The sequence below is a fragment of the Mariniflexile fucanivorans genome (genome assembly GCF_004341235.1).
GTDB classification, from domain to species: Bacteria; Bacteroidota; Bacteroidia; order Flavobacteriales; family Flavobacteriaceae; genus Mariniflexile; species Mariniflexile fucanivorans.
In genome coordinates this window covers 286,327-311,537 of the sequence record NZ_SLUP01000005.1, presented here as the reverse complement: position 1 = coordinate 311,537, position 25,211 = coordinate 286,327, and the positions used below count along the sequence as shown (strand labels likewise).

Here is a 25,211-nt window from a genome sequence, read left to right as displayed (position 1 = left end):
CTTATTAATTATCGCATAACATTTTTATTTCATTTAAAATCTTTTCTTTTCTTATTTCTGAAACACCTAAATGGTCCAAATAAAAACCATCGCCAATTAACTCTCTGCAAAGCACAATATCTCTACTTAATAAAAACTGTTTTTCTCGGTTTGTAAGTAATGTAGATACGGTTATTGGGTACAAGCCTAAGCGATCAATTCGATCTTTTAAACCATCGTTTTTAGGATAATCCCAACTTAAAAGATACAGATTAACACATTTACCATATTGAATGGCATCTTGTGTAAAACGTGTGTTGGTTACAACCCAACCTTCAGCCAATTTAGAGCCGTTTTTGGGGTTGGCATTCCAGTGTGCTTTTACATCATTATAGCGTGAATTTATGTATAGCGGAATTTTTACGTTACAATTAAGGCCTTCGTCGCTATGAAATTTACATTCTACCACAATGGTTTGGTGGTCTTTATGTGCCAAAACATCAATTTCGTGGGTGACGCATTGCCCTTGTAAAGTTTTGCCCACTTCGGTTTTATAACCTGAATATTGCAATACAGCACTCACAAATCGCTCAAAAGGAAATCCTGTAGGGCCGAGTTCGTAAATGGCTTTTTTTAACTTATACTTGGAAGCTAAATAGCTTTTCTTTTTTTTAAGTAATGCATAAGCCCTGTTGTAAATTTCTTTTGTTGAAATGCCTTGATAAAGTTCGTCTCTTACCTTGTCGATAATTTGATTAACAGTGTGTTTATCGGCACCACTTCGGTTTAAGGATGCCTTTAATTTGTTTAATGAAAATTTTGCTTTTTCACCTGATGATTTAATGATATCGATAGTGTCTTTTTCCATGATTAGGGATTATGTTATTAAACCAAAGTAGTTCCATTGAAATAATAAAAAAAACCATAAAAGTTAACTTAATCTGGTATAACCAAAAATGGTATATCGGGATGAAATCCTATTTTTTTTATTACTGGCTCATGCATTATTTTTTCTATAAAACTGTGCTTGTAATTTACCATGGCCAGCATGTTTATTTCAAGCTCTTGAATAAAATCATTTATTTCGGTTACTTTTTTCGCATAATTGGGCATCCAATGGAGTTCAAACTCATAATTTTTTAAATGGCTTTTTAGTATCATTAAGTTATATTCCTGGGTTTCATTAAGCTCGCCTTTAGTAATAATGTGTACAATTCTAATTTTAGAATTATATAAATCTGCTAATTCCTTTAATGGTTTTAGTTCTTTTTCGCTATAAAAACGATTAAAATCTGTTGGAAATGCTATTTGCGATGGTTTAACAAAATCGTATTCTTCTGGAATTACCAAAATAGGACAAAGTTTTAAGTTCGTTATTATGTTTATAGTGTTGCTACCAAATAGAAATTCTTTTGTTGGGGTAGTGCCTTTGGTACCCATAATAACCAAATCGATGTTAAATTCTTCTATGGCGGTTTTAATGGCATTTATTAAATCTTTTGTACTGAAAATTATTTGAAAATCATGATTTGCATTAGCGTTTGATGTTTCTGCTAAATCCTTTAAAGACATTAACTCTGTCATGGTGTCTTCCTTCATGGACTCGATTAGTTTTTTATTAGACATTATCGATGCTTTTATGGCTGCAGAGTTTAAAAAATAGAAGGTACAGAACTCATCCTTAAACAGTTTTAAGGCATAGACGGTAGCACTCCAGGAGTTATCGGAAAAATCGGTTGGCAATAAAATTTTTCGTTGCATGATTTGTGGTTTTTATAGTTTCGCTGGAATAACTAAAAATGGAATTTTTAAATGAAAACCGATTTGATTAATGGTGTTTTTGAAAAATAAATTTTCAAAAAACGAGTGTTTATTATTAATCATAACCAACATGTTAACACGTGTTTTTGACTGAAAATTAGTGATGCCTTCTTCTACGGTTTGGTTGCCCACTTCATGAATTAAATAGGTTTCTTTTTTTAAGTGTGTTTCTAGAATTAGTTTGTTTTCTTCTTGTTTTTCAGATAAATCATAACCATAAGTGAGGTATAATATGTGAATTCTAGTTTGATAGAGCTTGTTAATATCTATAATTGGTTTTACATGATGTGTTTCATAGGTTATGGCATAATCTGTTGGGAATAAAATTTCATGTGGTGTTTCAAATTCAAACCCATCTGGAATAGCTAGTACAGGGCATTTAACGTTTTTAAATACATGTACTGTATTCGATCCAAATAAAATTTCGTTGGTACCCGTAGCTCCTTTGGTGCCCATTACCACATAATCGATGGCTTTATCTTTAACAATTTCTACAATTTCTGGAATTAGCATATTAAAGGCGCCTATGGTTTCTATGGTATGTTTAGGGTTTTTAAATTCGCTTTTTATGCGCGTTTTAAAATCTTCTAAATTTTTTAAAGCTATTTCCCTTACATTATCAATCATGCCAAATTGTGCTGGTTCTACCAATACATATTCTACATGGTAAATTACGGGTGTGTATGTGTTTAGTAAATAGAATTTACAAGTTTCGTTTTTGAAAAGCTGTAAAGCGTACTTTATAGCATTCCAAGAGTTTTCAGAAAAATCGGTAGGAAGCAGAATATTTTTCATGATATTAAATTTTAATTTATATTATGTTACGTCTCATGTTTTGCAATGTTAAAAAAGGGATGTCAAGATTTAAACTCAATTCATCTATAGTGGTAGATTGAAATAAAATATTTTCTAAAAATGAATGTCTTGTGTTTACCATAACCAGCATATCTACATGGTTTTCTTTAATGTATGTGTAAACGGTGTTTATAATATGTTTACTTTTTATTATTTTAAAATTGATTTTATTTTTGCACAACTCTTCTTTTATGAAATTTTGATTGTCTTGTTGTCTAACAGATAGTTGTTCGCTTTTAGATATATAAAGCATATCTAATTCTACTCTAAAAGGAGATACCATTTCACAAAGTAATTTTAACTCTCTTCTTTTGTATGGTATCATATAATTAGTAGGAAAGAGAACGTGTGTTGGGTTTGCGTATTTATAATTCTCGGGTATTGCTAGTACTGGACATTGTACATATTTTAAAACTTGAAGCGTATGGCTACCAAAGGTTATTTTTTTATCGTTGGTTTTCCCTTTAGTTCCCATTACGATCAGGTCTATATTTTGGTCGTCAACTATTTTATCAGCTTCCTCTGTAAGTAAGTTGTTTGCAGAAATGGCATTATAAGTGTGTCTGGGATTTTGAGAGAAGGCTTTAATTTTTGCTATCGTTTTTTCCAATGCTTCCTCAGATTTCTTACTCACAATAGCTTTTAAATCATCCAACTTTGTGTTGGTTAATGTAGATTCATCAGCATAAATCTCGTCCTGATATACATGCATGATGTAAAATTCACTTACTTCACATTTAAATAAGTCCATAGCAAATTTTATAGCATTCATAGCATTTTCAGAAAAATCGGTAGGAATTAATATTTTTCTCATCGCTTCAAGTATTATTACTAAAGTTAAGTACTATAACAAATTGAAACAATGATATTTATCAGATTGAAGATTAGTAGATTTCTTATTTTTAATTAAAATAAAAAAGGGGAATGCTTATAAAACATTCCCCACCATATCACATATTTTTATGCGAATTGATTAATAGCCATATTGAAAATAGTAAACGGAAACAGGAAGTTTTGCTCCCTGTTTCCTTGTAAAAATGTTCGACATTATTAACCAACTTTCATTAATCATTAATACCCCTTAAAAGCCATATTAAATGTTAAGATGGTAAATAGCTTCAAACATTTTTAACAGTGTTGAACATTTTTAATAACAACACCTTATATTACATGTAAAAGAACTTCTTTGTTTATGACTCTAATTTATATTATAATATCTTAATATGGAATGATAAATATCAGTTTGAAAAAATTACATGGGTAAAATTCCGTACACAATATTCAACAAAAACACACCAACCAAAAACAGTAACATATAAATAAGTTGTACCAATTTTACATTAATAATCTCTAAAGTTTTTACAGTCCGTTTTGGAAATATAAAGAGCGATAACCCAATAAAAAGGGAAAGCCATCCAATAATTGTTATTATAAATTTCCAGTTTGGTTCCCAGATATTATGAAATAAAATATTGAGCAACCCAACAATAATGGCTACAAAAGATGATATAATTAGAAATTTCTCATCTTTTAAATCTGTAAAAATTTGCTTGATGCGTTTTGGGTTTAATGTTAAAATAAAAAAGAATATGATGAGGTACCAGCCCCAAAACTTGGCTAAAAAGATTGAAGTATCCATAATGTTTTAATTTTTTTCGTGTAGTACTAAAAAAGGAATTTCTGTGTGATAACTAATTTCTTCAACTTTTGAATGAAATAAAATTTGATGAAAATAGTTTAGGTTTTTCGCTACCATGCATACCATATGTATGTGCCTGCTTTCAACAAAAAATTGTATGGCTTTTTCTATGTTTGTATTCGTTAAATAATGAAAACTGTGGGTTATGTAGCTAAAATAATCATCTAGTAAGGCTCTGTTTCTTTTTTGCTCCATATTCAAATCTGTTTTATTTCGGCTTATATTAAGTATTCTGAGTGCGGGTTTGTAATTTTCTAATATGTTGGATAGTGGTTCTAGCATGCGCATATCATAATTTAAAGAGAAATCTGTAGGAAAGGCTATGTCTTTGGGTTTTACAAATTGCGCTTTTTCTGGAACGGCTAGCGTAGGGCATTTTACTTTAGTGATAACATCGCCTGTATTGCTGCCCACAATAATTTTTTTTAATCTAGAAGTCCCTTTAGTGCCCATAACTATCATATCTATTTTTTTTTCTTCAACATGTTTCCTAATAGATTCTACAAAGAAGTTATAATCGTATAAAGGATAAAATCTGTGATTTGTATTAGCGGGAAATTGTGTTTTAATCTGTCTTAAAACTTTGCGTAGTTGTTGCATTGCAGGTTTTGTATGCACATCTTCTGTAATAACATCATCTTCATTGGCATAAGAATAATCAATAGCAACTATATTGCTTAATTTATGTACATGAAGGATGTAAAAGTCGCAAGTTTCGTTTTCAAAGAAATGGATGGCGTACTTAATGGCGTTCCATGAGTTTTTTGAAAAATCGGTGGGTAGTAATATCTTTTTCATCTAACAACAATTTTACAACTACTAATTTATGTACTATGAGTGTTAGTTGAAATGATATTCATCATTTAGGCCATTACTAATTTATGTTTTTTAGTTTTTCAATATCTACTACTTTTATGTTTCTGCCTTCTGTTGTTATAATGCCATCTTTTTTAAATTCTGCAAGGGCTCTTATAAGTGTTTCGGTTGCGATTCCTGCAACATTTGCCAAATCTGTTCTTGAAATTTTTATGGGATCTTCTGGTTTCTTGTTTATTTTTTCGACAAATTTTAAAATGGTGGCTGCTGTTTTTTTGTTTACTGAAGCATAGGCTTTTTCTAATAACTGGCTTTTAGTACTTATCAGGTCTTCAGACAATAACTGCATAAGTTCTAATGCTAATTTATGGTTGTTGTTGAGTATCTTATTAAATTCTATGGTAGAAACGCCTGTTAGCTCAACATCTTCAATCGCTGTAACGGTTTCTTGATGGGGTATGTTTTTTGTGAATGAAGTATAGCCAAACAAGTCGTCTTCTTTATATAGGGCGGTTACAAGCTCTTTCCCTTGTTCTTGTATCTGGTGGCATTTAACCGCGCCTTTGTTTATTAAGTATATAAAATTGGCATGATCGCCTTCACGGTAAATAACATCATCTTTATTAAATGTAAAAACAGTACCATTATCGTCAAAAAAGTTTTTTAGATCGTTAAGGGTTTTTATTTCGTGCTCCATATCTTCTTTAGAGTCGTTCTCGTTGGTGGCCAATTCTTGTAAAATGGCGACTTTGGCTAAACGGCTTTCTATAGCGTCTATAAGGTCTTTTATGGCGAAAGGTTTGCTTATGTAATCGTCTGCGCCCAAATTCATGCCCTTTCTAACATCGTTAAATTCTGTTTTAGCGGATAAAAATATAAAGGGAATATACTTGGTGGTTTTGTCTTTTGAGAGGGCTTTAAGTACGCCATAACCATCCAATTCGGGCATCATGATATCGCATACTATAATATCTGGTACATACTGTTTGGCTAGTTTAACACCTATTTTTCCATTTGAAGCTTTTAAAACCTTATAGTTTGATAGTTCTAAAAGTTCTACCGTGCAATCTCTTAAAACCACATCGTCTTCAATAAGTAAAATCGTTTTCATCTGTTATATTTTTATTTTAAACATCCTTAAGTTGTTGTGTGATGTAACTTTTTTTAGGTTGTTTAAGTTTCATTTATTGCTTTGTTAGGAATCGTGATGGTAAACGTTGAGCCTTTGTGCTCTTCGCTTTCAAATGAAATGCTGCCACCTAGGTTTTCGCAATGGCTTTTAACGATATTTAAACCAATGCCCGTACCTTGGGTGTTAACCACGTTTTGCGCCCTAAAATAGCGTTGAAAAATGTTCTTTTGGTCTTTTTCGGGGATTCCTACCCCGTTATCTTTAATTATTACTGTTGTTAAGTTTTCATCTTGAGTTACATACATATATATAAATGCGCCTTCAGGCGAATACTTTATGGCATTGTGTAATAGGTTGGTTAAAATGAGCTGAATAATTTTCTCGTCTTGGTATAGCGATATCTCATCAACATTTTCTGGGTATTTTATTTGTTGTCCATCTTTTAAAAGCATATTGGCATTGTAAACAACCTCATTAACAACTTTGCTAAGTTTAAAATGGGTAAAACTATAACTGGCTTTTCCTTTTTCCAGTTTTTCAACGGATAGAAAATCGGTTAAAATATTATTTAAATAATAGACTTTATCGGTAATGTTTTTTATGTACTTATCACGCTTTTCTTGGTGTTCTGTTAATTGGTACCTGCTAAGCAATTCGCTAGATGATAAAATACCACTTAAAGGTGTTTTAAACTCGTGCGACACTAATGATAAAAAATTGGTTTTCAAATCATTGAGTTCTTTTTCTTTGTTAAGTGCCAATTTAAGTTGTTGTGTGCGCTCTTCAACTGTTTTTTCAAGTTTTGCCGTGTAATTTTTTCGTTCGGTAATATCTAATATAATCGCAACAAAAACTTCGCGTTCACCTAAATTAGACAACTGTAAATGCACTTCAACCGGATATTCTGTGCCATCTTTTCGCTGTTGAACCGTTTCAATCTCTAATTTTTCAACCGTTTTATCGAGCAAAACGTCAATCACTTTTCTAAACTCAAGTTCATCTTTGTAGGGAGTAATATGAATGGGTGTCATTTTTAACAATTCGTCCATGGTATATCCCAAACTTTTTTGCGCGCCAAAATTCATATTGATAAACTTTAATGTTTTGGCATCAAAAACATGGATTTCATTTAAAGATTCATCAAAAATAGCAGCTAGGTGGTGGCGTTCGTCTTCTACTTTTTTACGAAGTGTTACATCGTTTTGTATGCCAATAAAATTGGTAACCACACCATCAATATTTGTTATTGGAAAAACGTATATATCGTTCCAAAACATAGTGCCATCTTTCTTGTAATTACGCAAAGTGGCTTGACAACTTTCGCCATTTTTTATAGCTTCCCTAAGTTTTATAAGGTCTGCTTGGTTTCTGTCTATACCCTGTAAAAACCTGCAATTTCGGTTAAGTATTTCATAATCAGCATATCCTGTAAGTTTTTGAAATGCCGCATTAAAATACATAATGGGATTATCGTATTTTAAAGCATCGGTAATCACGATGCCGTTATTGGCAGATTGTAAGGCCTTGGTGCGTAACATGAGGTTTCTTTCAATCTCTTTTTTTTCTGAAATATCTTTAACCAAAACCATCACATAGGTTTTGTTATAGATTGAGAAAGGGTTTAGTTCTACTTCAACAGGAAACATATCACCATCTTTTTTTAAAGCAAAAATATCGGTGGCTTCACCCAGTTTTCGGCGTTTACCTCTTTCAAGGAATTTTTTGAAATATTCAGAAAGGTTATTGTGGTAATGAGATGGAATAAGGAGGTTTAATTGATTGTTTATCAAATTTTTACTGCTATATCCAAAAATGTGTTCTAAAGCACTATTTGCCTCAACTATTTTTTGGTGGTCATCAACAATAATGACACCTTCAGAAACAGTTTCCAGTAAGATGTTGAATATTTCTTGGTCTTGTCTGAACATAAAAGTGAGGCCTTTAAAAATAGCACTTTAAAAGTAAGGAAAAATGCACGTTTTTTAGTTATTAATGACTGATTTTTATCATAGGTAAACCTGTAGTTTGTTCGTATTTTAGGAAAAATAATTTTTAAAAAACGTAAACTAAAAAAAGATGATACTTGAATTTTACCAAAATATTGGTAAACTGTTTTATGCTATTGCTGCAGCAGATAAAAAAGTACACCCTACAGAGTTAAGTAAATTAAAAGGACTTGTAAAGGAAAAATGGTTGGATGTTGATTTAACTGAAAATGATGAATCTAAAGATGCCGCGAAACACATAGAAATTGTTTTTGATAGGTTAAAAAACAAAGCACTTGATGCTGAAACATGTTTTGAAGATTTTTTAACTTTCAAAAAGAACCATCCTTCTTTATTTACTGCGGATGTTAAAATGCTTATTATGAAAACAGCCAATGGCATTGCTACTTCTTTTTCAGGGTTAAATAAATCGGAATTGATTATGCTTGCAAAGTTGGATATCGAATTAAAAAATTAATTTTTTATGAGGACGGATTTTAATGATATTATAGAAAACCCAAATTAAATATGAAACTATTTCAATTAATAAGTCTGTTTTTATTGATGGTATCTTGCTCTAAAAACACAGATCAAATACATCCAGAAAAACGAGATTTAACAGAATCTGTATATAGTTCTATAACCATTCAACCAGACAGTCTTTATCAAGTTCATGCTATTGTAGCTGGAATTTTAGATAAAAATTTAGTTGAAGAAGGCGATTTAGTTTCAAAAGGTAATGCGTTGTTGCAAATTAACAATAGCACACCTAAACTTAACACACAAAATGCCAAATTATCCTTAGAATTAGCTAAAGAAAATTATAATGGTAGTGCCGCTGTATTAAGAGGTGTTAAAGATGAAATTATTGCAGCAAACCTGAAATACAAAAATGATTCTGTTAATTATTTCAGACAAAAAAATCTTTGGAATCAAAATATTGGTACGAAAGTAGAGTATGATACCAAGCAACTTAATTATCAATTAGCTTCTAATAACCTGCAACTTTTACAAAGTAAATACGATAGAACCAAAAACGAACTACAAACAGCATTAAAACAAGCACAAAACAACTATCAATCTTCATTAATTAACACTACAGATTTTACCATAAAAAGTACCATAAACGGTAAAGTTTATGCTTTGTATAAAGAGCCCGGAGAAATCGTTTCTACTATGGATCCCCTTGCTTCCATAGGTAGCGCTACTAAATTTGTTATCGAAATGTTGGTTGATGAAGTGGATATTGTAAAAATTTCAAAAGACCAAAAAGTAATCATTATTTTAGATGCATATAATGGTACCGTATTCACAGGAAAAGTTTCAAAAATATATCCAAAAAAAGACGAACGCAATCAAACTTTTACGGTAGAAGCGCTATTTATTGAAGCTCCAAAAACCCTTTATCCAGGACTTTCCGGAGAAGCTAATATTGTTATTTCGAATAAAGAACAGGTGCTTACCATACCCAAAGAATATATTATTGATGATAACAAAGTGAAAACAGACGATGGAATAATAGCCATTACTACGGGTTTGCAGAACATGGAATTTATAGAGGTTATTTCTGGAATTACCGAAACCACTAGTATTTATAAACCTGAATAATGGTTAATTGGAAAGTCATACTAAACATTGCTAAAACACATTTGCTAACCAAAATTAAGCAAACGGCTATTGCTGCTTTAGGGGTTACTTTTGGCATTGGCGCTTATATTACTTTAGTAAGTTTTATGACGGGTTTAAACACTATGTTAGACGATTTGATTCTGAATCAAACGCCACATATTCATATTTATAATGAAATAGAACCTTCTAAAAACCAGCCCATCTCTTTATATGATGAATTTAAAAATAGCATGAATGTGGTGCATTCTATAAAGCCCAAATTGAGTCAGAAGAAAATCCATAATGCATTACCAATTATTAATTATTTAGAAGAAAATGAGCAGGTTCGTGGGGCGCTTCCGCAGATAAAGGCTACCATATTTTATATTGCTGGCTCTATTGAAATTGGTGGTAATTTACTAGGTGTTAATATATTGGATGAAGCTAAACTTTTCAATCTTAATGATTATATAGTTAAAGGTTCGCCTGAAGCTTTGTTCAATACTGAAAATGGCATTCTATTAGGTATTGGTATTGCCGAAAAAATGGCTTTAGATGTTGGAGACCGCATACAAATTAGTACCATTACAGGCGAAGTTTTCCCTTTAAAAATTGTTGGTTTATACCAAAGTGGTATTGCGGATATTGATGCCATGCAAAGCTTTTCAAATTTAAAAACTGTACAGCGTATTCTTGGTGAAGCAGAAAATTATGTTACAGATATTAATGTGAAACTTTATAATATTGAGAACGCATTGCCTTTGTCAAAAAAAATTGAACAGCAATTCAAACTAAAAGCAGTAGACATTAATACGGCCAATGCACAATTTGAAACAGGCACCAATATTAGGAATTTGATAACTTATGCGGTTTCAATTACACTGCTTGTTGTAGCGGGTTTTGGCATTTATAACATTCTAAATATGTTTATTTATGAGAAAATGAATGATATCGCCATTTTAAAAGCCACGGGGTTTTCAGGTAAAGATGTACAGCTTATTTTTATGAGTCAAGCCATGATAATTGGTTTTATTGGTGGTGTTTTAGGCTTGCTAATAGGGCTAATCTTCACAAACATAATCAGCACCATTCCTTTTCAAACGCAAGCATTACCAAGAATAAAAACGTATCCTATAAATTTTAATCCTTGGTTTTATTTTATAGGAATATTGTTCGCTATGGTATCCACATTTTTTGCTGGTTATTTACCATCTCGAAAAGCTAAAAAAATAGATCCAGTAACCATTATTAGAGGTCAATAACATGAGCACTGTATTAGAAGCTAAAAACGTTAATAAATACTTTAAAAAACCCGTGCTTTTTCATGTGTTAAAGGATATTAGTTTCAAAATAAATAAGGGTGAATTTGTGTCTATAATGGGGAAATCGGGTTGTGGAAAATCTACGCTACTATACATTTTATCAACCATGGATACCGATTATGAAGGTGAATTGCTTTTAAATAATGAATTGATAACTGGTAATACTAGAGATCAATTATCCTATATAAGAAACAAGCATATTGGCTTTGTGTTTCAGTTTCATTATTTGCTTTCAGAATTTACGGTTTTAGAAAATGTGATGCTTCCGGCGAAAAAACTTGGTGAAAAATCATATCAGGAAATTGAAAATGACGCGATGCAAAAACTTAAAATTTTAAATATCGAACATCTTGCCACAAAAAAAGCATCTCGTATTTCGGGTGGCGAAAAACAACGCGTTGCCATTGCAAGGGCCTTAATTAATAATCCTTCCATAATTATGGGCGATGAGCCTACGGGAAATTTGGATAGCCATAATTCTGAAAATGTATTTAATATTTTTAAACAGCTTAGTAAAGAACAAGGTTTGTCGCTGTTAATTGTAACTCATGATGAGGATTTTGCAAAAAAAACAGATCGAATTATTACCATGGAAGATGGTAAAATTATTGCTTAATTATTTATTTGTTAAATGGTTATTTTATTCAACTTGGCTTAAAAACAGCTGATATTTGTCATTTAAAATTTGTATTTTTAAACTTACTTTTAGTTATTAAAGCATTCTTTTTGAACCTATAAAAAAACAAGTAAATGGCTTATATAGATTATTATAGCATATTAGGTATTCCTAAAACAGCGTCAGAGTCCGATATAAAAAAAGCATATCGGAAATTGGCACGTAAATACCACCCAGACTTAAACCCGAATGATAAAGTTTCCGAAAAAAAATTCAAGGAAATTAACGAAGCTAACGAAGTTTTAAGCCATAAAGAAAACAGAAAAAAATACGATGAATATGGTGAGCATTGGCAAAATGCCGAGGCATATGAAAAAGCAAAACAGCAACAGGGGGCTTATCAACAAAATTATAAAGGAGCTTCAGGAGGATACTCCGAAGAAGATTTTTCAGATTTTTTCGGAAATATGTTTGGTGGTCGCGCTTCGGGTAGTGGTGGCAGACAAGTAAAATTTAGAGGTCAGGATTTTAATGCCGAATTACAACTAGACCTAAAAGATGTTTACGAAGCACACAAACGAACCTTAACAGTTAATAACAAAAATATTAGAATAACCATTCCTGCGGGTATTGAAAATGGGCAAACCATTAAAATTAAAGGCCATGGAGGAGCAGGTGTTAATGGCGGGCCCAATGGCGATTTATTTATTCAGTTTTCAGTTGTAAATAATACAAAATTCAAAAGAGACAAAGACAATCTTTATGTTACTGTAGATTTAGATTTGTATAAAGCCATGTTAGGAGGCGAACTTATGGTTGATACGTTTAAAGGAAAAGTGAAACTAAACATAAAACCAGAAACAGAAAACGGAACTCAAGTAAAACTTAAAGGGAAAGGTTTTCCTAAGTACAAAAAAGAAGATCAGTTTGGAGATTTATACATTACCTATCAAATAAAAATACCAACTAATCTTTCCGAAAAAGAAAAAACATTAATAGAAGAACTTCAAAAACTACGTTAATAATGGAAACACAGAAATTAATACCCATTCAATTAATTTGCAATCGTTATAACGTGCCGGTTTCTTTTATAAACACGTTACAAGAATTTCAATTGGTAGAAATTATAGTTGAAAATGAAGACTATTATATCCATACCAAGCAAATAAAAGAGGTTGAAAAAATGATACGTTTACACTACGATTTGGAGATAAATTTAGAGGGTGTCGATGCTATTTATAACTTACTAAAACAAGTAAAATCCTTAAAACAAGAAATTACAATGTTGCATAATAGATTAAGACTTTACGAAGATTTATAAACATTAAAATGGAAGCAATAAAACAATGGACTATAGAAAACCCAACGCTTTACAGTGTTTTTAAGTATGTGTTGTTAGTTGCTTTTGTGCTTATTTTAATTCAACTTTTACGTCGGTTTTTAAGAAAACATGTTACCGATACAGATGCCCGATATAAGTCTCAAAAAGGCATAGAAATTATAGGTTATATGGTGTTAATCGTTTTGTCTTTTTCGTATTTTACGGGAAGCATTGAAGATTTTACCCTTGCCATAGGTTTGTTTTCAGCCGGCATCGCTTTTACATTACAAGAACTTATTTTAAGTATTGCAGGTTCATTTTTTATATTTATAGTTAAAGTTTACAAACCTGGAGACCGTATTGAAATTAACGGTATTAAAGGCGATGTTATAGATGTAAATAGCACCTACACCACCATGATGGAAATTGGCCAGTGGGTAAGCAGCGATAATTATAGCGGTCGCATCGTAAAATTGAGTAACGCGTTTGTTTTTAAAGGACCTATTTACAACTATTCGCAAGATTTTCCTTTTATTTGGGATGAATTTAATTTACCCATTAAATATGGTTCCGATATAGAATTGGCGAAATCCATCGTCATTAAAATTGCTTCTGAAACCCTTTCTGAATATACTGCAAATTCAAAATCGCAATGGACGGAAATAGTAAATAAATATTACATAGAAGATGCCGTTGTGGACCCAACACTTGCCGTTACATTAACAGATAACTGGATACAATTCAATTTAAGATTTATTGTTGACTATAAGAAAAGACGTTTAACAAAACATATTTTAAATGATAAAATTCTTTTGGAAGTTGAAAAAACCAAAGGTAAAGTTACTTTGGCATCAACAACTTTTGAACTTATTAAAATACCTGAGTTGAAAGTTGATGTTAAAAATAAAATTTAGCATCATAAAATAAGTTTTAAAATTTTACTCTTACACATTCCAACTTACAGGAATTAAAAAGTAATCAACAAAACAATATTTTGATGCTTTTTCGGTACATCCGAATATTAAGCTTTGAGAATTAAAATTGCAGATTTAAATTACCAATATTGTAGTTTTAAACTTATAAACTGATTTTTATCATGGTTTTTTGTTGAAATAATAAATATCTTCATATTTCAACGGAGTTTATCTTTATGCATCCCTAAAAAACTATCGAGATAAACGAAAAAATACCGAAGCAGTGCTTATAAAAATTAAATTTATTAGAAGCCATGATAAGAGATTTAAATAAAAAAGAATGTTTAAAAATGCTAAGTGAGAATTACATTGGCCACTTGGCATACGTATATAATAATTCACCTTTTGTAATTCCCATTACTTATTATTACGACCAAAAAAACATTACGGTTATAGGTTATTCTGGTGAAGGACACAAAACAAAAGCATTACGATTAAATAATGCTATTGCACTTGAAGTTTGCGAAATACAATCAATTAATAATTGGCAATCTATATTAATACAAGGAACTTTTCATGAATTGGATGGAGCTACTGCAAAATATCAATTACATCAGTTTTCACTTGGAGTAAAAAAACTTGTCTCTAAAAAAGAAGATAAAGATCTTAATTTTATTAACGAATTTTCGGGTAAAGTTAATTTTGAAGCGGTTCCTATAGTTTACATTTTAAAAATAGAAGAAATAACTGGAAAAATAAGGAAGCCAATTTAGAACAGTTTCTACTAAAAGCAAGGGTTATGAATGATGTTTATAAACAACAAAGTAAAATACCATTAGCAATTGCCATAGGCATACCGCTCGGTAGTATTATAGGAATAATTGTTAGTATGATTATAAAAGTAGATTGTTCGGTTGGTATGACAGCTGGTGGGATTTTAGGACTCAGTATAGGGCTTATTGTAGGGGCTATTCTTAATATTCGAATTAAAAAAGTAAGAAATCAAGATAAGAGTACTAAGGACTTTAAAATTAAATAAATAGATCTTGTTTTTATGATATTTATCATTACTAAAAATGATATATATTCTTAATTTTATGTCCCTAAAAAAAGGTATTATGAAAACAATTATATATGCAACAGATTGTAGCACCAATGCCTCATCATCTTTGTGCTACGCGTATCGTTTCAGTTCTATGATGAAAGCCGATTTACATGTAATACATGTTTATGATATGCCGCCAATTAATCTTTCAACTATTCACCCCAAAGAGACCTTGAGTAAGCGCATACATGATGAACAAAAAGATATGGTGACCAAGTATTGTACTACACATCTTAAAAATGAATTTCGAAAAAAACCTATTACCATTCATGCCGTTGAAAATGATTCAATTACTAATGGTATTATTAAGCTTTCTAAAAAACTGTCACCAGATTTAGTTGTTTTGGGTATGAAAGACCCTGAAAGTACAAGAGGCTATTTTTCTGGCAATATTGCTAACGCTTTATTAGATAGAGTTGAAGTCCCTATATTAATCGTTCCAAATAGTTTTGGTTGCAATAGTCTTTCAACCATAGTATATGCTACGGCTTTTGAACAAGAAGACATTTTATCCATTAAAAAACTAGTAGAAATTGCTAAGCCATTTTCCGCATTGATTGAAGTAATACATGTATATGAAAATGATGAAGATTCCATAAAAAAAAGTATGGAAATATTCAAAAACCTTATTTTGAAACAAGTTTCTTATCCAGAAATCACTTTTAGAACCATTGCATCGGGTAAAATTAAATCAGGGTTATTGGCTTTTCTAAAAAAAGAAAATGCCAATATGTTGGTAATGCTAGAGCGCACGAACAAAAATAGCTTTAACGGACTATTTCACAAAGATTTAGTAAAAGAGTTAGAGGCAGTGGTAACAATTCCAGTACTTGCTTTTAATAAGCAAAGTGCTAAACTTAAAGTGGTAAAGACAACTAACGTTAAAAATGAAGTAACGTATTAGATTTGCTTCCGAAATTTTGATGTTTGAGAATTTTGCACGGTATTATCACTCAATAAACCATAAAAAAATAGCTTGGGTTTTTACCCAAGCTATTTTAGTTAATATATAATAATTTGTTATACCTAATTTATTAATATTCCCACCTTACAAAGGCTTCCATAGCAGCGTATCGAGACAACCCGAGTTGGTGGTATAAATCGGCTGTTTCTCTATTTCTATCTTCGGCACGTTGCCAGAACTCTCTACTATCGGTTCCTTGAAATACCACACCATCTTTTTGAGATTGATGTTTAAAAATACCTTTGCGTTTTTCTAATACTTGGTCTGGACTCATAGGTACTGCCATTTCAATATCGTCAATACTCCATTCTTGCCATGCACCACGGTATAACCAAACCCAACAGTCTTTCATAAACTTTTCTGGTTTTAATTGTTTTACAGCTGCAAAAATAGCATCTAAACAAACTTTGTGTGTGCCGTGTGGATCGGCTAAATCACCTGCCGCAAATATTTGATGTGGTTTTATTTGTTTGATAAGATCCATCGTTATCTGGATGTCTTCTTCGCCTAAAGGTTTTTTCTCAATAGTACCTGTTTCATAAAACGGAAGTTCCATAAAATGAATTTGAGCGTCTGGTATCCCTATAAAATGGCAGGTAGAGCGTGCTTCCCCTTGCCTAATAATCCCTTTAATGTATCGCACCTCTGGAATATCTATTTCGCTAGCTTTCTTGTTTTTTAAGAAGGTTAACGCTTTTTTGTAGATATCTTCGGCTTCTTTACTTTCTATACCAAATTTAGTGTTGTAATCGCATACAAAACTTGCAAAACGCAATGCTTCATCATCGGCTACAGCTATGTTTCCTGAGGTTTGATAACCTATATGTACTTCGTGCTCTTGTTCATGTAAACGTCTAAAAGTACCTCCCATACTAATGATATCATCATCTGGGTGCGGACTAAAAATAAGCACACGTTTTTTGGCTGGTTCTGCGCGCTCTGGTCGTTTGCTATCATCAGCATTTGGCTTGCCTCCCGGCCATCCGGTAATGGTGTTTTGTAGCCTGTTGAAAATTTTAATGTTAATATCGTAAGCTGGCCCAGAATCTGCCAACAAATCACTCATACCGTTTTCTATATAATCGGCATCAGTAAGCATTAAAATAGGTTTCTTTAGGTCAAGCGCTAAACCTAATACGGCTTTTCTTATCAGTTTGTCTGTCCAATTAATTTTTTCAACTAACCAAGGTCTGTTAATACGGGTTAGTTTAGATGCGGCTTCTTTATCTAGTACAAAAGTGGCATTATTATGTTCTTGCAAAAATGAAGCAGGTACTTGGTTTGTTACGGGACCCTCTACAGATGCTCTGATGATGTTGGATTTGCTTTCTCCCCAAGCCATAAGTATCACTCTTTTGGCTTCCATTATTTTTTTTACACCTAATGTTATGGCGGTTCTTGGCGTATTATTCAATCCTGAAAAATCACCACTTGCTGCAACTCTTGTAATATGGTCTAGGGCTACTAAGCGCGTTTTTGAGTTTTGTAATGAGCCAGATTCGTTAAACCCAATATGCCCATTACCACCAATGCCTAGTACTTGTAAATCAATTCCACCTAAAGCTTCTATTTTTGCTTCATATTTACTGCAATAATCGGCAATATCATCTTTAGATAAGGTGCCGTCTGGTATATGATAGTTTTCTGGCAAAATATCTACGTGGTTAAACAATAATTCTTTCATAAAACGCACGTAACTATTTATGGAGTCGGGCTCCATAGGATAGTATTCATCTAGATTGAAAGCTATCACGTTTTTAAAACTTAACCCTTCTTCTTTATGCAAACGTACTAATTCCGCATACAAACCTTTAGGAGATGAACCGGTTGCTAACCCTAATATACAAGGTTGTTTTTGGGCTTGTTTAACGCGTATTAGGTCTGCAATTTGTTTTGCAACTGCTTTTGATGCGCTCGTGGAGTTTTCAAAAACAATAGTTCCTGCGTTCTCAAACCTTTTTTCAAAATCTGTCGATTTGTCTATATTACTTTGTAACATGGTGTTCGTTTTGTGTTTTTAATTATATATCCTATTTTCTTAAAACTTATTTTGTTGACCAACTTTTATATTTATGACCCCACATGGCAAAGAATAAAATTAAAGCGTAGCATGGTATTAGGATCCAGTAGCTTTGTGTGGAAGATGTTGCAATAGCATCTACTTCATTTATACCATTGGAAATAAGTGTATGTTTATTAGCGTCTACCATTCTGCCATAAAGTGGCGGAATAATGGCACCGCCTGAAATGGCCATAATTAATAATGCAGAACCTGTTTTTGTGAATTTCCCCAAGCCCTCTAAAGTTAAAGGCCATACTGCCGGCCAAACCAATGCATTGGAAATGCCTAATGCAGCTACAAACAAAACAGATGTAAATCCGGTAGTAAGCAGGATGCAAATACTAAAAATGATTCCTAATACAGCACTGATTTTAAGGGCTGTTACCTGTTTTAAATATTTTGGTATTAATATAACACCTACTGCATAGGTGCATACCATAGCAAACAGCGTTAATGTGGTAAAAAACTTTGCATCGGCAGCAGGAAAACCTAAGGATATACCGTAGGCTATAATAGTATCGCCAGCAATAACCTCGGCACCTACATATACAAATAGAGTTAATACACCCAACCATAAATGTGGAAATTGAAAAATGCTTGTTTTTGCTGTTGTACCTTTTTTGGGTTCGTCAACTTCAGCTGCTTCCACATGGGGTAATGGTGCTTTTCTAATCAAAAGCCCTAATACGACTAGTACAATAGCCATGATTAAATAAGGCATAAAAACACTATCTGCCATGGTGTCCAAAAGCACGCCCTTTTCTTCTGCGGATGCCGTTTCCAGTTGTTCTTTTACTTTATCTATGCCCGAAAGGAGCAAAGCACCAAAAATTAAAGATCCCAATGCACCAGCTACTTTGTTTGCTATTCCCATAATGGCAATACGTTTTGCGCCGCTTTCTATGGGGCCTAAAATGGTAATATAGGGATTGGCTGCTGTTTGTAATAAGGTCATGCCTATACCTTGTATGAATATGCCAGTTAAAAATACCCAATAGGTTCTTGCTTCGGCCGCTGGAATAAAAACTAACGCACCTATGGCCATAATGATAAGTCCTAGAGACATGCCTTTTTTGTAGCCTATTTTGTTTAAAATCCACGAAGCTGGTAATGCCATCACCACAAATGATATATACGAAGCAGAGGCTACCAAATAGGACTGCGCATCGGTCAACTCGTTAATGGTTTTCATGAAGGGTATTAGCGCACCGTTTATCCAGGTTACAAAACCGAAGATGAAGAATAAACTGGCTATGATGATTATGGGAACTAGATTATTCTTTTTTGTTGATGGGTTTTGAGGTTCTGTCATATAATTTATTTAAAATGAATTTTAGTAAAATATTATTTTGTTGTTCGTTTATTGAGAAACTAAAATTCTAATTTTTAAAAAAGAATTGCCCAAAAATCAGGTTTTCGTATAAAAAATAATACATATAGAACCTAACTCATGGGCAATTCATAAAATTTAACTTAACAGGTTAATATTTACTAAAAAGTTATATTTTTATTTATTCCCAACCTGGGTTTTGTGTTAGGTTAGGGTTAAGCTGTAATTCATCTAATGGTAGAGGGTTTAGATAAGCTTTGGTTTCATCAAAATTGTAATTTCCAAAGTTTGAAAAAGGTAGTAGAAACCCATCAGAATCTACAGGTGTTGTAATGGAAATGGTATTTACGACACCATCATTATAAAATGCACCTCTTGGTTGATCGCCATCAAATAAAGTATGAGCTCTCCATCGATACAAATCGTCATCTCTAAAACCTTCAGCCATTAATTCAACAGTACGTTCTCTACGTACTTCGTAGATAATAGGTGTTAATGTGTGACCATAATTTGGCCAATTAGGGTCTGTAACAATAGCTCCTAAAGTAATTCCAGGCATATTAACACGAGCACGTAATAAGTTAATAGATTTATTTAAATCTGTTTGTGTAATAGTACCTAATTCAGCTTTTGCTTCAGCAAAAATCAATAAGGCCTCAGCGTAACGAAATATAATTTTTGATGTATCCTCAGTAAAATCGTTAAAAGCAGCAACATAGTTTACGTTTCTATACTTTTGGCTTTCATAACCCGTATTACCGGTGTTAGCGTCATTAAAGTTTGGGTACTCCCATACAGTAGTGACACCATCACGTACTTCCACTACATCTCCTGGAACCATTATTAAGGCAGCTAATCTAGGATCTCTACCAATTTCGATAGTATTTAAGTCTTTATTGCTTCCGTCGACAGCACTAATCGCAGTAGGGAGGCCATCCGCAGCCAAATAACTATCAACAGCAAACTTCGTGTACCCACACCTATTAGGCCATGATTTTTGTAACACATTAGCAATACCTAGAGTAACAGAATTAAAATCTCTCCACAACATCACCTCACTATTACCACTTAATCCAACTTGATTAAATAAGGAACTATAGTCGCCATGTAAAGAAAACACACCACTATTCATTACAGCTTCAGCAGCACTTGCCGCTATTTGAAGAAAACGGGTTCCGTCTGATCCAGCAACACCAAAAGGGGTACCGTTATGGTATTTTTCCCAAGTACCTTCATATAAGGCTACTCTTGCTTTAAATAGTTGAGCGACTTCTTTACTAATTCTGGGGTGACCTGAGATTTCTGGGAAGGACTGCATGAGACTTATCGCTTTGTCTAAATCTGAAAGCATAAAATCTACAACTTCATTTCTAGGGTCTCGTCCTGCAAAAACATATTCTGTATCATTATTGTCAAAATATTCAGCAAATATTGGTAAATCCCCATACCTCGTTAATAATTCAAAATAATAATACGCTCTAAAAAAATAAGCTTCACCAGAGTATTGGTCAATTAAAGTTTGCTCTGAGCCACTACTTGCTGATGCTTGATCTAAATGATCTATGAGCCAGTTTACTTCCCTTACTTCATCCCAACTCCATGTAGAGGCATTAGCAGAGCTTGGTACGTCATAACTTAAGCCACTGAGTCTATTGCTAGGATCTTCGGTCAAGCCCATGTCAGTATTGCTATCTGGTAAAATATTATAACCGACACCAAGACTTGCCCAACCCGGTAAATCATTATAAAAGCCATTAACGGCTGCTTGTAGGTCTGAAGCATTTTGATAAAAAGATGCTTCAGAAACGGTATCTAAGGGAATTTTATCTAAGAAATCTTCACAAGATGTTAAAGTAAAAATTGAACTTAGAATAAGTAATTTTAATATATTTTTCATAATTATTCTTTTTTAAAATGATACATTTACTCCAAATGAAACTATTCTAGATAATGGATAGGATGATGCACTACCTAAAAGATCATTATTACCCGGAAAATCTCTTACCTGTTCGGGGTCGAAAAACATTAAATCAGTTACAGTAAATAAATTTTCACCTGTAACGTACATTCTTATATTATCGATGTTGAGATCTTTTGTAACATTCTTAGGGATGGTATATCCTATTTGTAAACTTTTAAGTCTCGTATAAGCACCACTTTGTATAAAGTGCGTTGTATTTAGTCTATAGTTTTTATTGGTTCTACCGCCACCATTCAAATAAGGTTTTGGGAAATAGGCATCTAAATTTGGGCCTAGTGGGTTTACGGTATCTTCTCCTCTAAAATAATCTAAATGACCTTCCCAAACAAAGGCGTGGAATGGCCCGTTAGATGGCCCTCTAAACCCTTGAGAATTACCTTGAACCATATTAACATCGCGCTTTCCCACACCTTGTACAAAGGCATTAAAATCAAAATTTTTATAATTAAAACCAAGCGTAATCCCATATTGGTAACGAGGCGTCGTGTTACCTATAACTTTAAGGTCTCCACTATCGCCTAAAGTATTACTGCCATTATCAATGACACCATCTCCATTTTGATCTACATATTTCAAATCTCCAGCGGTGTAGGCAAAACCGTTAACGAATGATTGGTCTACCATATCAGTATATGCCGTAGCTTCTTCATTAGTTTGAAATAAGCCGTCTGTTTCATACCCATAGATTTCTCCTAAATTTTGTCCTTCATAATAATTATTAAGGTTATTGGTATCATTTGGATACTCTGTAATAGTCTGCTTATAATCATTTAAAACAGCTCTAATATTATAGCCAAAGTCTCCCAGTTGTTGTCTCCAATTTACTTCAAAATCAAAACCTTGTACTCTAGAAGTTCCAACATTACGTAATGGAGGAGCTGTTCCTAATTGTGCGGGTAAATCAAGACCTGGACCAGCCATGTCTTCAGTATCTACTCTATACCAAGAAAACGCCATGCTTAACTTATTATTAAAAGCACCTAAATCAAAACCGATATCTGTGGTTTTTACTGTTTCCCAAGTTAAGCTTTCACTTAATAAGCCGGGTGTTTGAGAAAAATTGGCTTGTTGACCATCGAATAAGAATCCTGTTGTATTGCCTGTATTTATTAATGACAGATACAGGTAATTCGCTACATTTTGATTACCAAGAGACCCATAAGAACCTCTTAGTTTAAAGGTATTGATGGCATCGATAGGCCAAAAATCTTCTTTAGCAATGTTGTAACCAGCAGAAAAACTAGGTAAACCTACCCACCTATCTTCTGGCGCAAATCGTGAAGCCGCATCCCTTCTGTAGGTAAATTCCAGTAAATATTTTTCTTTATAATTATATCTGAATCTACCAAAATAACCCACGGTTGACCAGTTGGTTATGGATTCATTAACTTCTTGAATTGGAGTATCTGCATCTGTTGCAGTTGCATTTAAGGAGACTATGCTGTTAGAAATTAAATAAGTATTGCCCGTGTTCCCATTAAGCGAATAAAAATTATTTAACTCGGACGTAATACCTGTGGTTACATTAAAATTGTGATTATTTATAGATTTATCATACGTGGCGTAGAAATTTGGCGAAAAATATTCGGTCCTTGAGACCGTTGGTGAATACGACGATTCTTTTTGAGAAACCCTATCAACAAGGCCATTTGGAACTATCATTTGATGCGCCAAAATACTTATTTCTTGAAAATTATTATTTCTTCTGTAGTTTAAATCTACGTTTAATTTAAGATCTTTTGACGCTTGTATAATAAATTTAGGAGACAGTATAATCTGATCGTTTTTAGTTTTTATACGTTGATACTTCCAAAATGGATAATACGTGTGTGCTATTAATTCTTCACCATAAATAGGATCGAATTGTGGCAATGTAGGTTTTATTTTTGTAAGTAAATCTAATACCTGAGTTTTGTTTCGTATGGTACTTCCATTACCAGTTTGTGTAGGGAAATCAGTAAAACTTTTCAAGAATTTACTATACAGTTCTACGGTTAACCATTTATTGACCTGTGCACTAAATTTGGCATCTAGATTATACCTTTGGAAAGATTCGTCCGTAACGGCAAGTAATCCATCTTCATCATAAGCACCAACAGAAACGTAGTAGTTTAATTTTTGGTCACCACCACTTATACTTAAATCGTGTTTTGTTCTTTGAGACCATTTTTTTATAATAATATCATCCCAATTTGTTGCACCTGTACCTTCAAGACCTATAACGCCATAATTCCAATCATTTCCATTTGCATTACTTACAATAGAAGGTGCGCTACCAGGGTTTGCCATATTAGCTCTAATATTGGCTAAATCGGTCTCATCATGATATGGGGCTTGAAAGTTATTAATACGTGCATCATTCATGGTATAAGCAAAGTCGATGGGACTCGCCAATTTTGGATATGTTGTTGGTTGCGTAAAGGATATGTTGCTCCTGTAACTCACTTTAGCCTTGCCCTTTGAATTTTTACCGGTTTTAGTGGTTACTAAAATAGCACCTGCCGCTGCATTAGAACCATATATGGAGGCAGCCGCAGCATCTTTAAGTACAGAGACAGATTCTATGTCTTCTGGATTAATATCGTTCATATTCATTCGGATGCCATCTACGAGCACTAAGGGCTCAGCATCCCCAATGTTTCCAGTTCCACCACTAGCCGTAATAAAACCACGAATGTTGATATTAGAATCAGCACCAGGCTCACCACCAGAAGTAGAGTTTGAAATTACCAAACCTGGCACTGTACCTTGTAAAGAACGCACAGCATTAGCTGTTGGTCTATCTGCAAAAACTTCAGTGCCTACTACAGATAAAGCTGCTGTTAAGTTTACCTTTTTCTGAGTACCATACCCAACCACCACTACTTCATCAAGTGCTGATACATCTTCATTTAAAACAATGTTTATATTTTTTTGATTGTTTACAGTAACCTCTTTAGTAACAAAACCAATATAAGAAGCTACAATGATTGATTTTTCACTCGATACTTTAATTAAAAATTTACCGTCAAAATCTGCTTGTACCCCATTAGTAGTTCCTTTTTCAAGAATATTTGCGCCAGATAGCGGTTGCCCGTTAGCATCTGTAACTACACCAGATATTTGAAGTTGTTGTGTAGTTTTATCTGTTTTTTCTTCGGTTCCAATCGTGTTTGTAGGTAAACTAAAAACACTTGTGAAGCACAAAAAAGCAAAAGAATTTAAAATGGTTAGTAGTAGCCTTTTTCTGAAAAAGAAAAAAGTACTGTTTAATTTAATTTTCATAAGCTTGTTTAGTTATTATTGTTAGACAATTAGTTAATTAGTAATTTTTTAAAAGGGAGCTAAACCTTGATACTTTTTGTACAGTCTAAAATATTCGAGTAAGTTTCTTAGAAGCTGCGTGTGTTTAGTAATTAGGAGTAGTTTTTTTATCATACATGTTAGGTTTTAGTTAATAATTGAATTAGTTTAAATTTTTTTATTGTAAAAGATATTGGTTTTTAATTCAAAATTATAAACACTTTTAGTTAGTTACACGTTTAATTTACGAAAACTAATTTTATTACTATTCATTAAACTTAAATGTTTCCTCATTATATAAATGAATAATTTCGACCAATAACTTCGGTGCTTCGACAAAAAATGGATTATTATGTTAAATAAACCTTAATTATTTGGAAGATTTAGTGGTAATTGTTGAAAACTAAAGTACTGTTTTT

22 protein-coding genes are annotated in these 25,211 nt (G+C 32.7%); 10 read left to right on the top strand and 12 right to left on the bottom strand.

Going from position 1 to position 25,211, the window contains the following annotated elements:
- Positions 1 to 4: 4 nt before the first annotated feature.
- The 8 genes from EV196_RS12020 to EV196_RS11985 form a co-directional block, all read right to left on the bottom strand.
- Positions 5 to 847: a restriction endonuclease gene (locus EV196_RS12020; RefSeq protein WP_132218006.1), complete on the bottom strand. Its 843-nt coding sequence runs from the start codon at positions 845 to 847 to the stop codon at positions 5 to 7.
- A gap of 68 nt (positions 848 to 915) precedes the next feature.
- Positions 916 to 1,740, bottom strand: a complete 825-nt coding sequence (locus tag EV196_RS12015) for a universal stress protein (RefSeq protein ID WP_132218005.1) — start codon at positions 1,738 to 1,740, stop codon at positions 916 to 918.
- A 12-nt stretch (positions 1,741 to 1,752) separates the two neighbouring features.
- On the bottom strand, positions 1,753 to 2,595 hold the full coding sequence (locus tag EV196_RS12010) for a universal stress protein (protein ID WP_132218004.1): 843 nt from the start codon (positions 2,593 to 2,595) through the stop codon (positions 1,753 to 1,755).
- A gap of 16 nt (positions 2,596 to 2,611) precedes the next feature.
- Positions 2,612 to 3,469: a universal stress protein gene (locus EV196_RS12005; RefSeq protein ID WP_132218003.1), complete on the bottom strand. Its 858-nt coding sequence runs from the start codon at positions 3,467 to 3,469 to the stop codon at positions 2,612 to 2,614.
- Positions 3,470 to 3,907: 438 nt separating this feature from the next.
- Complete coding sequence (locus EV196_RS12000) at positions 3,908 to 4,294, bottom strand: hypothetical protein (protein WP_132218002.1); 387 nt, start codon at positions 4,292 to 4,294, stop codon at positions 3,908 to 3,910.
- Positions 4,295 to 4,300: 6 nt separating this feature from the next.
- Complete coding sequence (locus EV196_RS11995) at positions 4,301 to 5,152, bottom strand: universal stress protein (protein WP_132218001.1); 852 nt, start codon at positions 5,150 to 5,152, stop codon at positions 4,301 to 4,303.
- A 76-nt stretch (positions 5,153 to 5,228) separates the two neighbouring features.
- Positions 5,229 to 6,281: a response regulator gene (locus EV196_RS11990; RefSeq protein ID WP_132218000.1), complete on the bottom strand. Its 1,053-nt coding sequence runs from the start codon at positions 6,279 to 6,281 to the stop codon at positions 5,229 to 5,231.
- A gap of 62 nt (positions 6,282 to 6,343) precedes the next feature.
- The gene (locus EV196_RS11985; RefSeq protein WP_132217999.1) at positions 6,344 to 8,230 is read right to left on the bottom strand and encodes a sensor histidine kinase; all 1,887 of its coding nucleotides are present in this window, start codon (positions 8,228 to 8,230) and stop codon (positions 6,344 to 6,346) included.
- A gap of 148 nt (positions 8,231 to 8,378) precedes the next feature.
- Here EV196_RS11985 and EV196_RS11980 point away from each other — a divergent pair, with 148 nt between their 5' ends.
- The 10 genes from EV196_RS11980 to EV196_RS11935 all read left to right on the top strand — a co-directional run bounded on the left by EV196_RS11980 (position 8,379) and on the right by EV196_RS11935 (position 16,077).
- Entirely contained in the window at positions 8,379 to 8,765 is a 387-nt protein-coding gene (locus EV196_RS11980) for a hypothetical protein (protein WP_132217998.1), read from the top strand.
- Positions 8,766 to 8,815: 50 nt separating this feature from the next.
- Positions 8,816 to 9,895: an efflux RND transporter periplasmic adaptor subunit gene (locus EV196_RS11975; RefSeq protein WP_243652234.1), complete on the top strand. Its 1,080-nt coding sequence runs from the start codon at positions 8,816 to 8,818 to the stop codon at positions 9,893 to 9,895.
- On the top strand, positions 9,895 to 11,157 hold the full coding sequence (locus tag EV196_RS11970; RefSeq protein WP_132217997.1) for an ABC transporter permease: 1,263 nt from the start codon (positions 9,895 to 9,897) through the stop codon (positions 11,155 to 11,157). Before EV196_RS11975 ends, EV196_RS11970 begins: the two co-directional genes overlap by 1 nt.
- A 1-nt stretch (position 11,158) precedes the next feature.
- Entirely contained in the window at positions 11,159 to 11,833 is a 675-nt protein-coding gene (locus tag EV196_RS11965; protein WP_132217996.1) for an ABC transporter ATP-binding protein, read from the top strand.
- Positions 11,834 to 11,967: 134 nt separating this feature from the next.
- Positions 11,968 to 12,855 (top strand): DnaJ C-terminal domain-containing protein, encoded by an 888-nt coding sequence (locus tag EV196_RS11960; RefSeq protein ID WP_132217995.1) that lies wholly within the window; start codon positions 11,968 to 11,970, stop codon positions 12,853 to 12,855.
- A 2-nt stretch (positions 12,856 to 12,857) separates the two neighbouring features.
- Positions 12,858 to 13,154 carry a chaperone modulator CbpM gene (locus EV196_RS11955; RefSeq protein WP_132217994.1) on the top strand — a complete coding sequence of 99 codons (297 nt, stop codon included), beginning with the start codon at positions 12,858 to 12,860 and terminating at the stop codon, positions 13,152 to 13,154.
- Between the two features lie 8 nt (positions 13,155 to 13,162).
- Entirely contained in the window at positions 13,163 to 14,068 is a 906-nt protein-coding gene (locus EV196_RS11950) for a mechanosensitive ion channel family protein (RefSeq protein WP_132217993.1), read from the top strand.
- Positions 14,069 to 14,382: 314 nt separating this feature from the next.
- Positions 14,383 to 14,841, top strand: a complete 459-nt coding sequence (locus EV196_RS11945) for a pyridoxamine 5'-phosphate oxidase family protein (RefSeq protein WP_132217992.1) — start codon at positions 14,383 to 14,385, stop codon at positions 14,839 to 14,841.
- A 26-nt stretch (positions 14,842 to 14,867) separates the two neighbouring features.
- Complete coding sequence (locus tag EV196_RS11940; protein ID WP_132217991.1) at positions 14,868 to 15,107, top strand: hypothetical protein; 240 nt, start codon at positions 14,868 to 14,870, stop codon at positions 15,105 to 15,107.
- 79 nt (positions 15,108 to 15,186) lie between these two features.
- Positions 15,187 to 16,077 carry a universal stress protein gene (locus tag EV196_RS11935; RefSeq protein ID WP_165876157.1) on the top strand — a complete coding sequence of 297 codons (891 nt, stop codon included), beginning with the start codon at positions 15,187 to 15,189 and terminating at the stop codon, positions 16,075 to 16,077.
- Between the two features lie 130 nt (positions 16,078 to 16,207).
- Here the strand turns inward: EV196_RS11935 and nagB are convergent, their stop codons facing one another.
- The 4 genes from nagB to EV196_RS11915 form a co-directional block, all read right to left on the bottom strand.
- On the bottom strand, positions 16,208 to 18,136 hold the full coding sequence (nagB, locus tag EV196_RS11930) for a glucosamine-6-phosphate deaminase (protein WP_132217989.1): 1,929 nt from the start codon (positions 18,134 to 18,136) through the stop codon (positions 16,208 to 16,210).
- 46 nt (positions 18,137 to 18,182) lie between these two features.
- Positions 18,183 to 19,511 carry a sugar MFS transporter gene (locus EV196_RS11925; RefSeq protein ID WP_132217988.1) on the bottom strand — a complete coding sequence of 443 codons (1,329 nt, stop codon included), beginning with the start codon at positions 19,509 to 19,511 and terminating at the stop codon, positions 18,183 to 18,185.
- A gap of 199 nt (positions 19,512 to 19,710) precedes the next feature.
- A complete protein-coding gene (locus EV196_RS11920; RefSeq protein ID WP_132217987.1) occupies positions 19,711 to 21,426 on the bottom strand; it encodes a RagB/SusD family nutrient uptake outer membrane protein in 1,716 nt (571 codons plus the stop codon).
- Between the two features lie 12 nt (positions 21,427 to 21,438).
- Positions 21,439 to 24,774 carry a SusC/RagA family TonB-linked outer membrane protein gene (locus EV196_RS11915; protein WP_132217986.1) on the bottom strand — a complete coding sequence of 1,112 codons (3,336 nt, stop codon included), beginning with the start codon at positions 24,772 to 24,774 and terminating at the stop codon, positions 21,439 to 21,441.
- Positions 24,775 to 25,211 lie beyond the last annotated feature (437 nt).

Excerpts from the sequence above, each read along its gene's own strand:
- EV196_RS12020 (WP_132218006.1), bottom strand. The coding sequence starts at position 847 with ATGGAAAAAGACACTATCGATATCATTAAATCATCAGGTGAAAAAGCA.
- EV196_RS12015 (WP_132218005.1), bottom strand. The coding sequence starts at position 1,740 with ATGCAACGAAAAATTTTATTGCCAACCGATTTTTCCGATAACTCCTGG.
- EV196_RS12010 (WP_132218004.1), bottom strand. The coding sequence starts at position 2,595 with ATGAAAAATATTCTGCTTCCTACCGATTTTTCTGAAAACTCTTGGAAT.
- EV196_RS12005 (WP_132218003.1), bottom strand. The coding sequence starts at position 3,469 with ATGAGAAAAATATTAATTCCTACCGATTTTTCTGAAAATGCTATGAAT.
- EV196_RS12000 (WP_132218002.1), bottom strand. The coding sequence starts at position 4,294 with ATGGATACTTCAATCTTTTTAGCCAAGTTTTGGGGCTGGTACCTCATC.
- EV196_RS11995 (WP_132218001.1), bottom strand. The coding sequence starts at position 5,152 with ATGAAAAAGATATTACTACCCACCGATTTTTCAAAAAACTCATGGAAC.
- EV196_RS11990 (WP_132218000.1), bottom strand. The coding sequence starts at position 6,281 with ATGAAAACGATTTTACTTATTGAAGACGATGTGGTTTTAAGAGATTGC.
- EV196_RS11985 (WP_132217999.1), bottom strand. The coding sequence starts at position 8,230 with ATGTTCAGACAAGACCAAGAAATATTCAACATCTTACTGGAAACTGTT.
- EV196_RS11980 (WP_132217998.1), top strand. The coding sequence starts at position 8,379 with ATGATACTTGAATTTTACCAAAATATTGGTAAACTGTTTTATGCTATT.
- EV196_RS11975 (WP_243652234.1), top strand. The coding sequence starts at position 8,816 with ATGAAACTATTTCAATTAATAAGTCTGTTTTTATTGATGGTATCTTGC.
- EV196_RS11970 (WP_132217997.1), top strand. The coding sequence starts at position 9,895 with ATGGTTAATTGGAAAGTCATACTAAACATTGCTAAAACACATTTGCTA.
- EV196_RS11965 (WP_132217996.1), top strand. The coding sequence starts at position 11,159 with ATGAGCACTGTATTAGAAGCTAAAAACGTTAATAAATACTTTAAAAAA.
- EV196_RS11960 (WP_132217995.1), top strand. The coding sequence starts at position 11,968 with ATGGCTTATATAGATTATTATAGCATATTAGGTATTCCTAAAACAGCG.
- EV196_RS11955 (WP_132217994.1), top strand. The coding sequence starts at position 12,858 with ATGGAAACACAGAAATTAATACCCATTCAATTAATTTGCAATCGTTAT.
- EV196_RS11950 (WP_132217993.1), top strand. The coding sequence starts at position 13,163 with ATGGAAGCAATAAAACAATGGACTATAGAAAACCCAACGCTTTACAGT.
- EV196_RS11945 (WP_132217992.1), top strand. The coding sequence starts at position 14,383 with ATGATAAGAGATTTAAATAAAAAAGAATGTTTAAAAATGCTAAGTGAG.
- EV196_RS11940 (WP_132217991.1), top strand. The coding sequence starts at position 14,868 with ATGAATGATGTTTATAAACAACAAAGTAAAATACCATTAGCAATTGCC.
- EV196_RS11935 (WP_165876157.1), top strand. The coding sequence starts at position 15,187 with ATGAAAACAATTATATATGCAACAGATTGTAGCACCAATGCCTCATCA.
- nagB (WP_132217989.1), bottom strand. The coding sequence starts at position 18,136 with ATGTTACAAAGTAATATAGACAAATCGACAGATTTTGAAAAAAGGTTT.
- EV196_RS11925 (WP_132217988.1), bottom strand. The coding sequence starts at position 19,511 with ATGACAGAACCTCAAAACCCATCAACAAAAAAGAATAATCTAGTTCCC.
- EV196_RS11920 (WP_132217987.1), bottom strand. The coding sequence starts at position 21,426 with ATGAAAAATATATTAAAATTACTTATTCTAAGTTCAATTTTTACTTTA.
- EV196_RS11915 (WP_132217986.1), bottom strand. The coding sequence starts at position 24,774 with ATGAAAATTAAATTAAACAGTACTTTTTTCTTTTTCAGAAAAAGGCTA.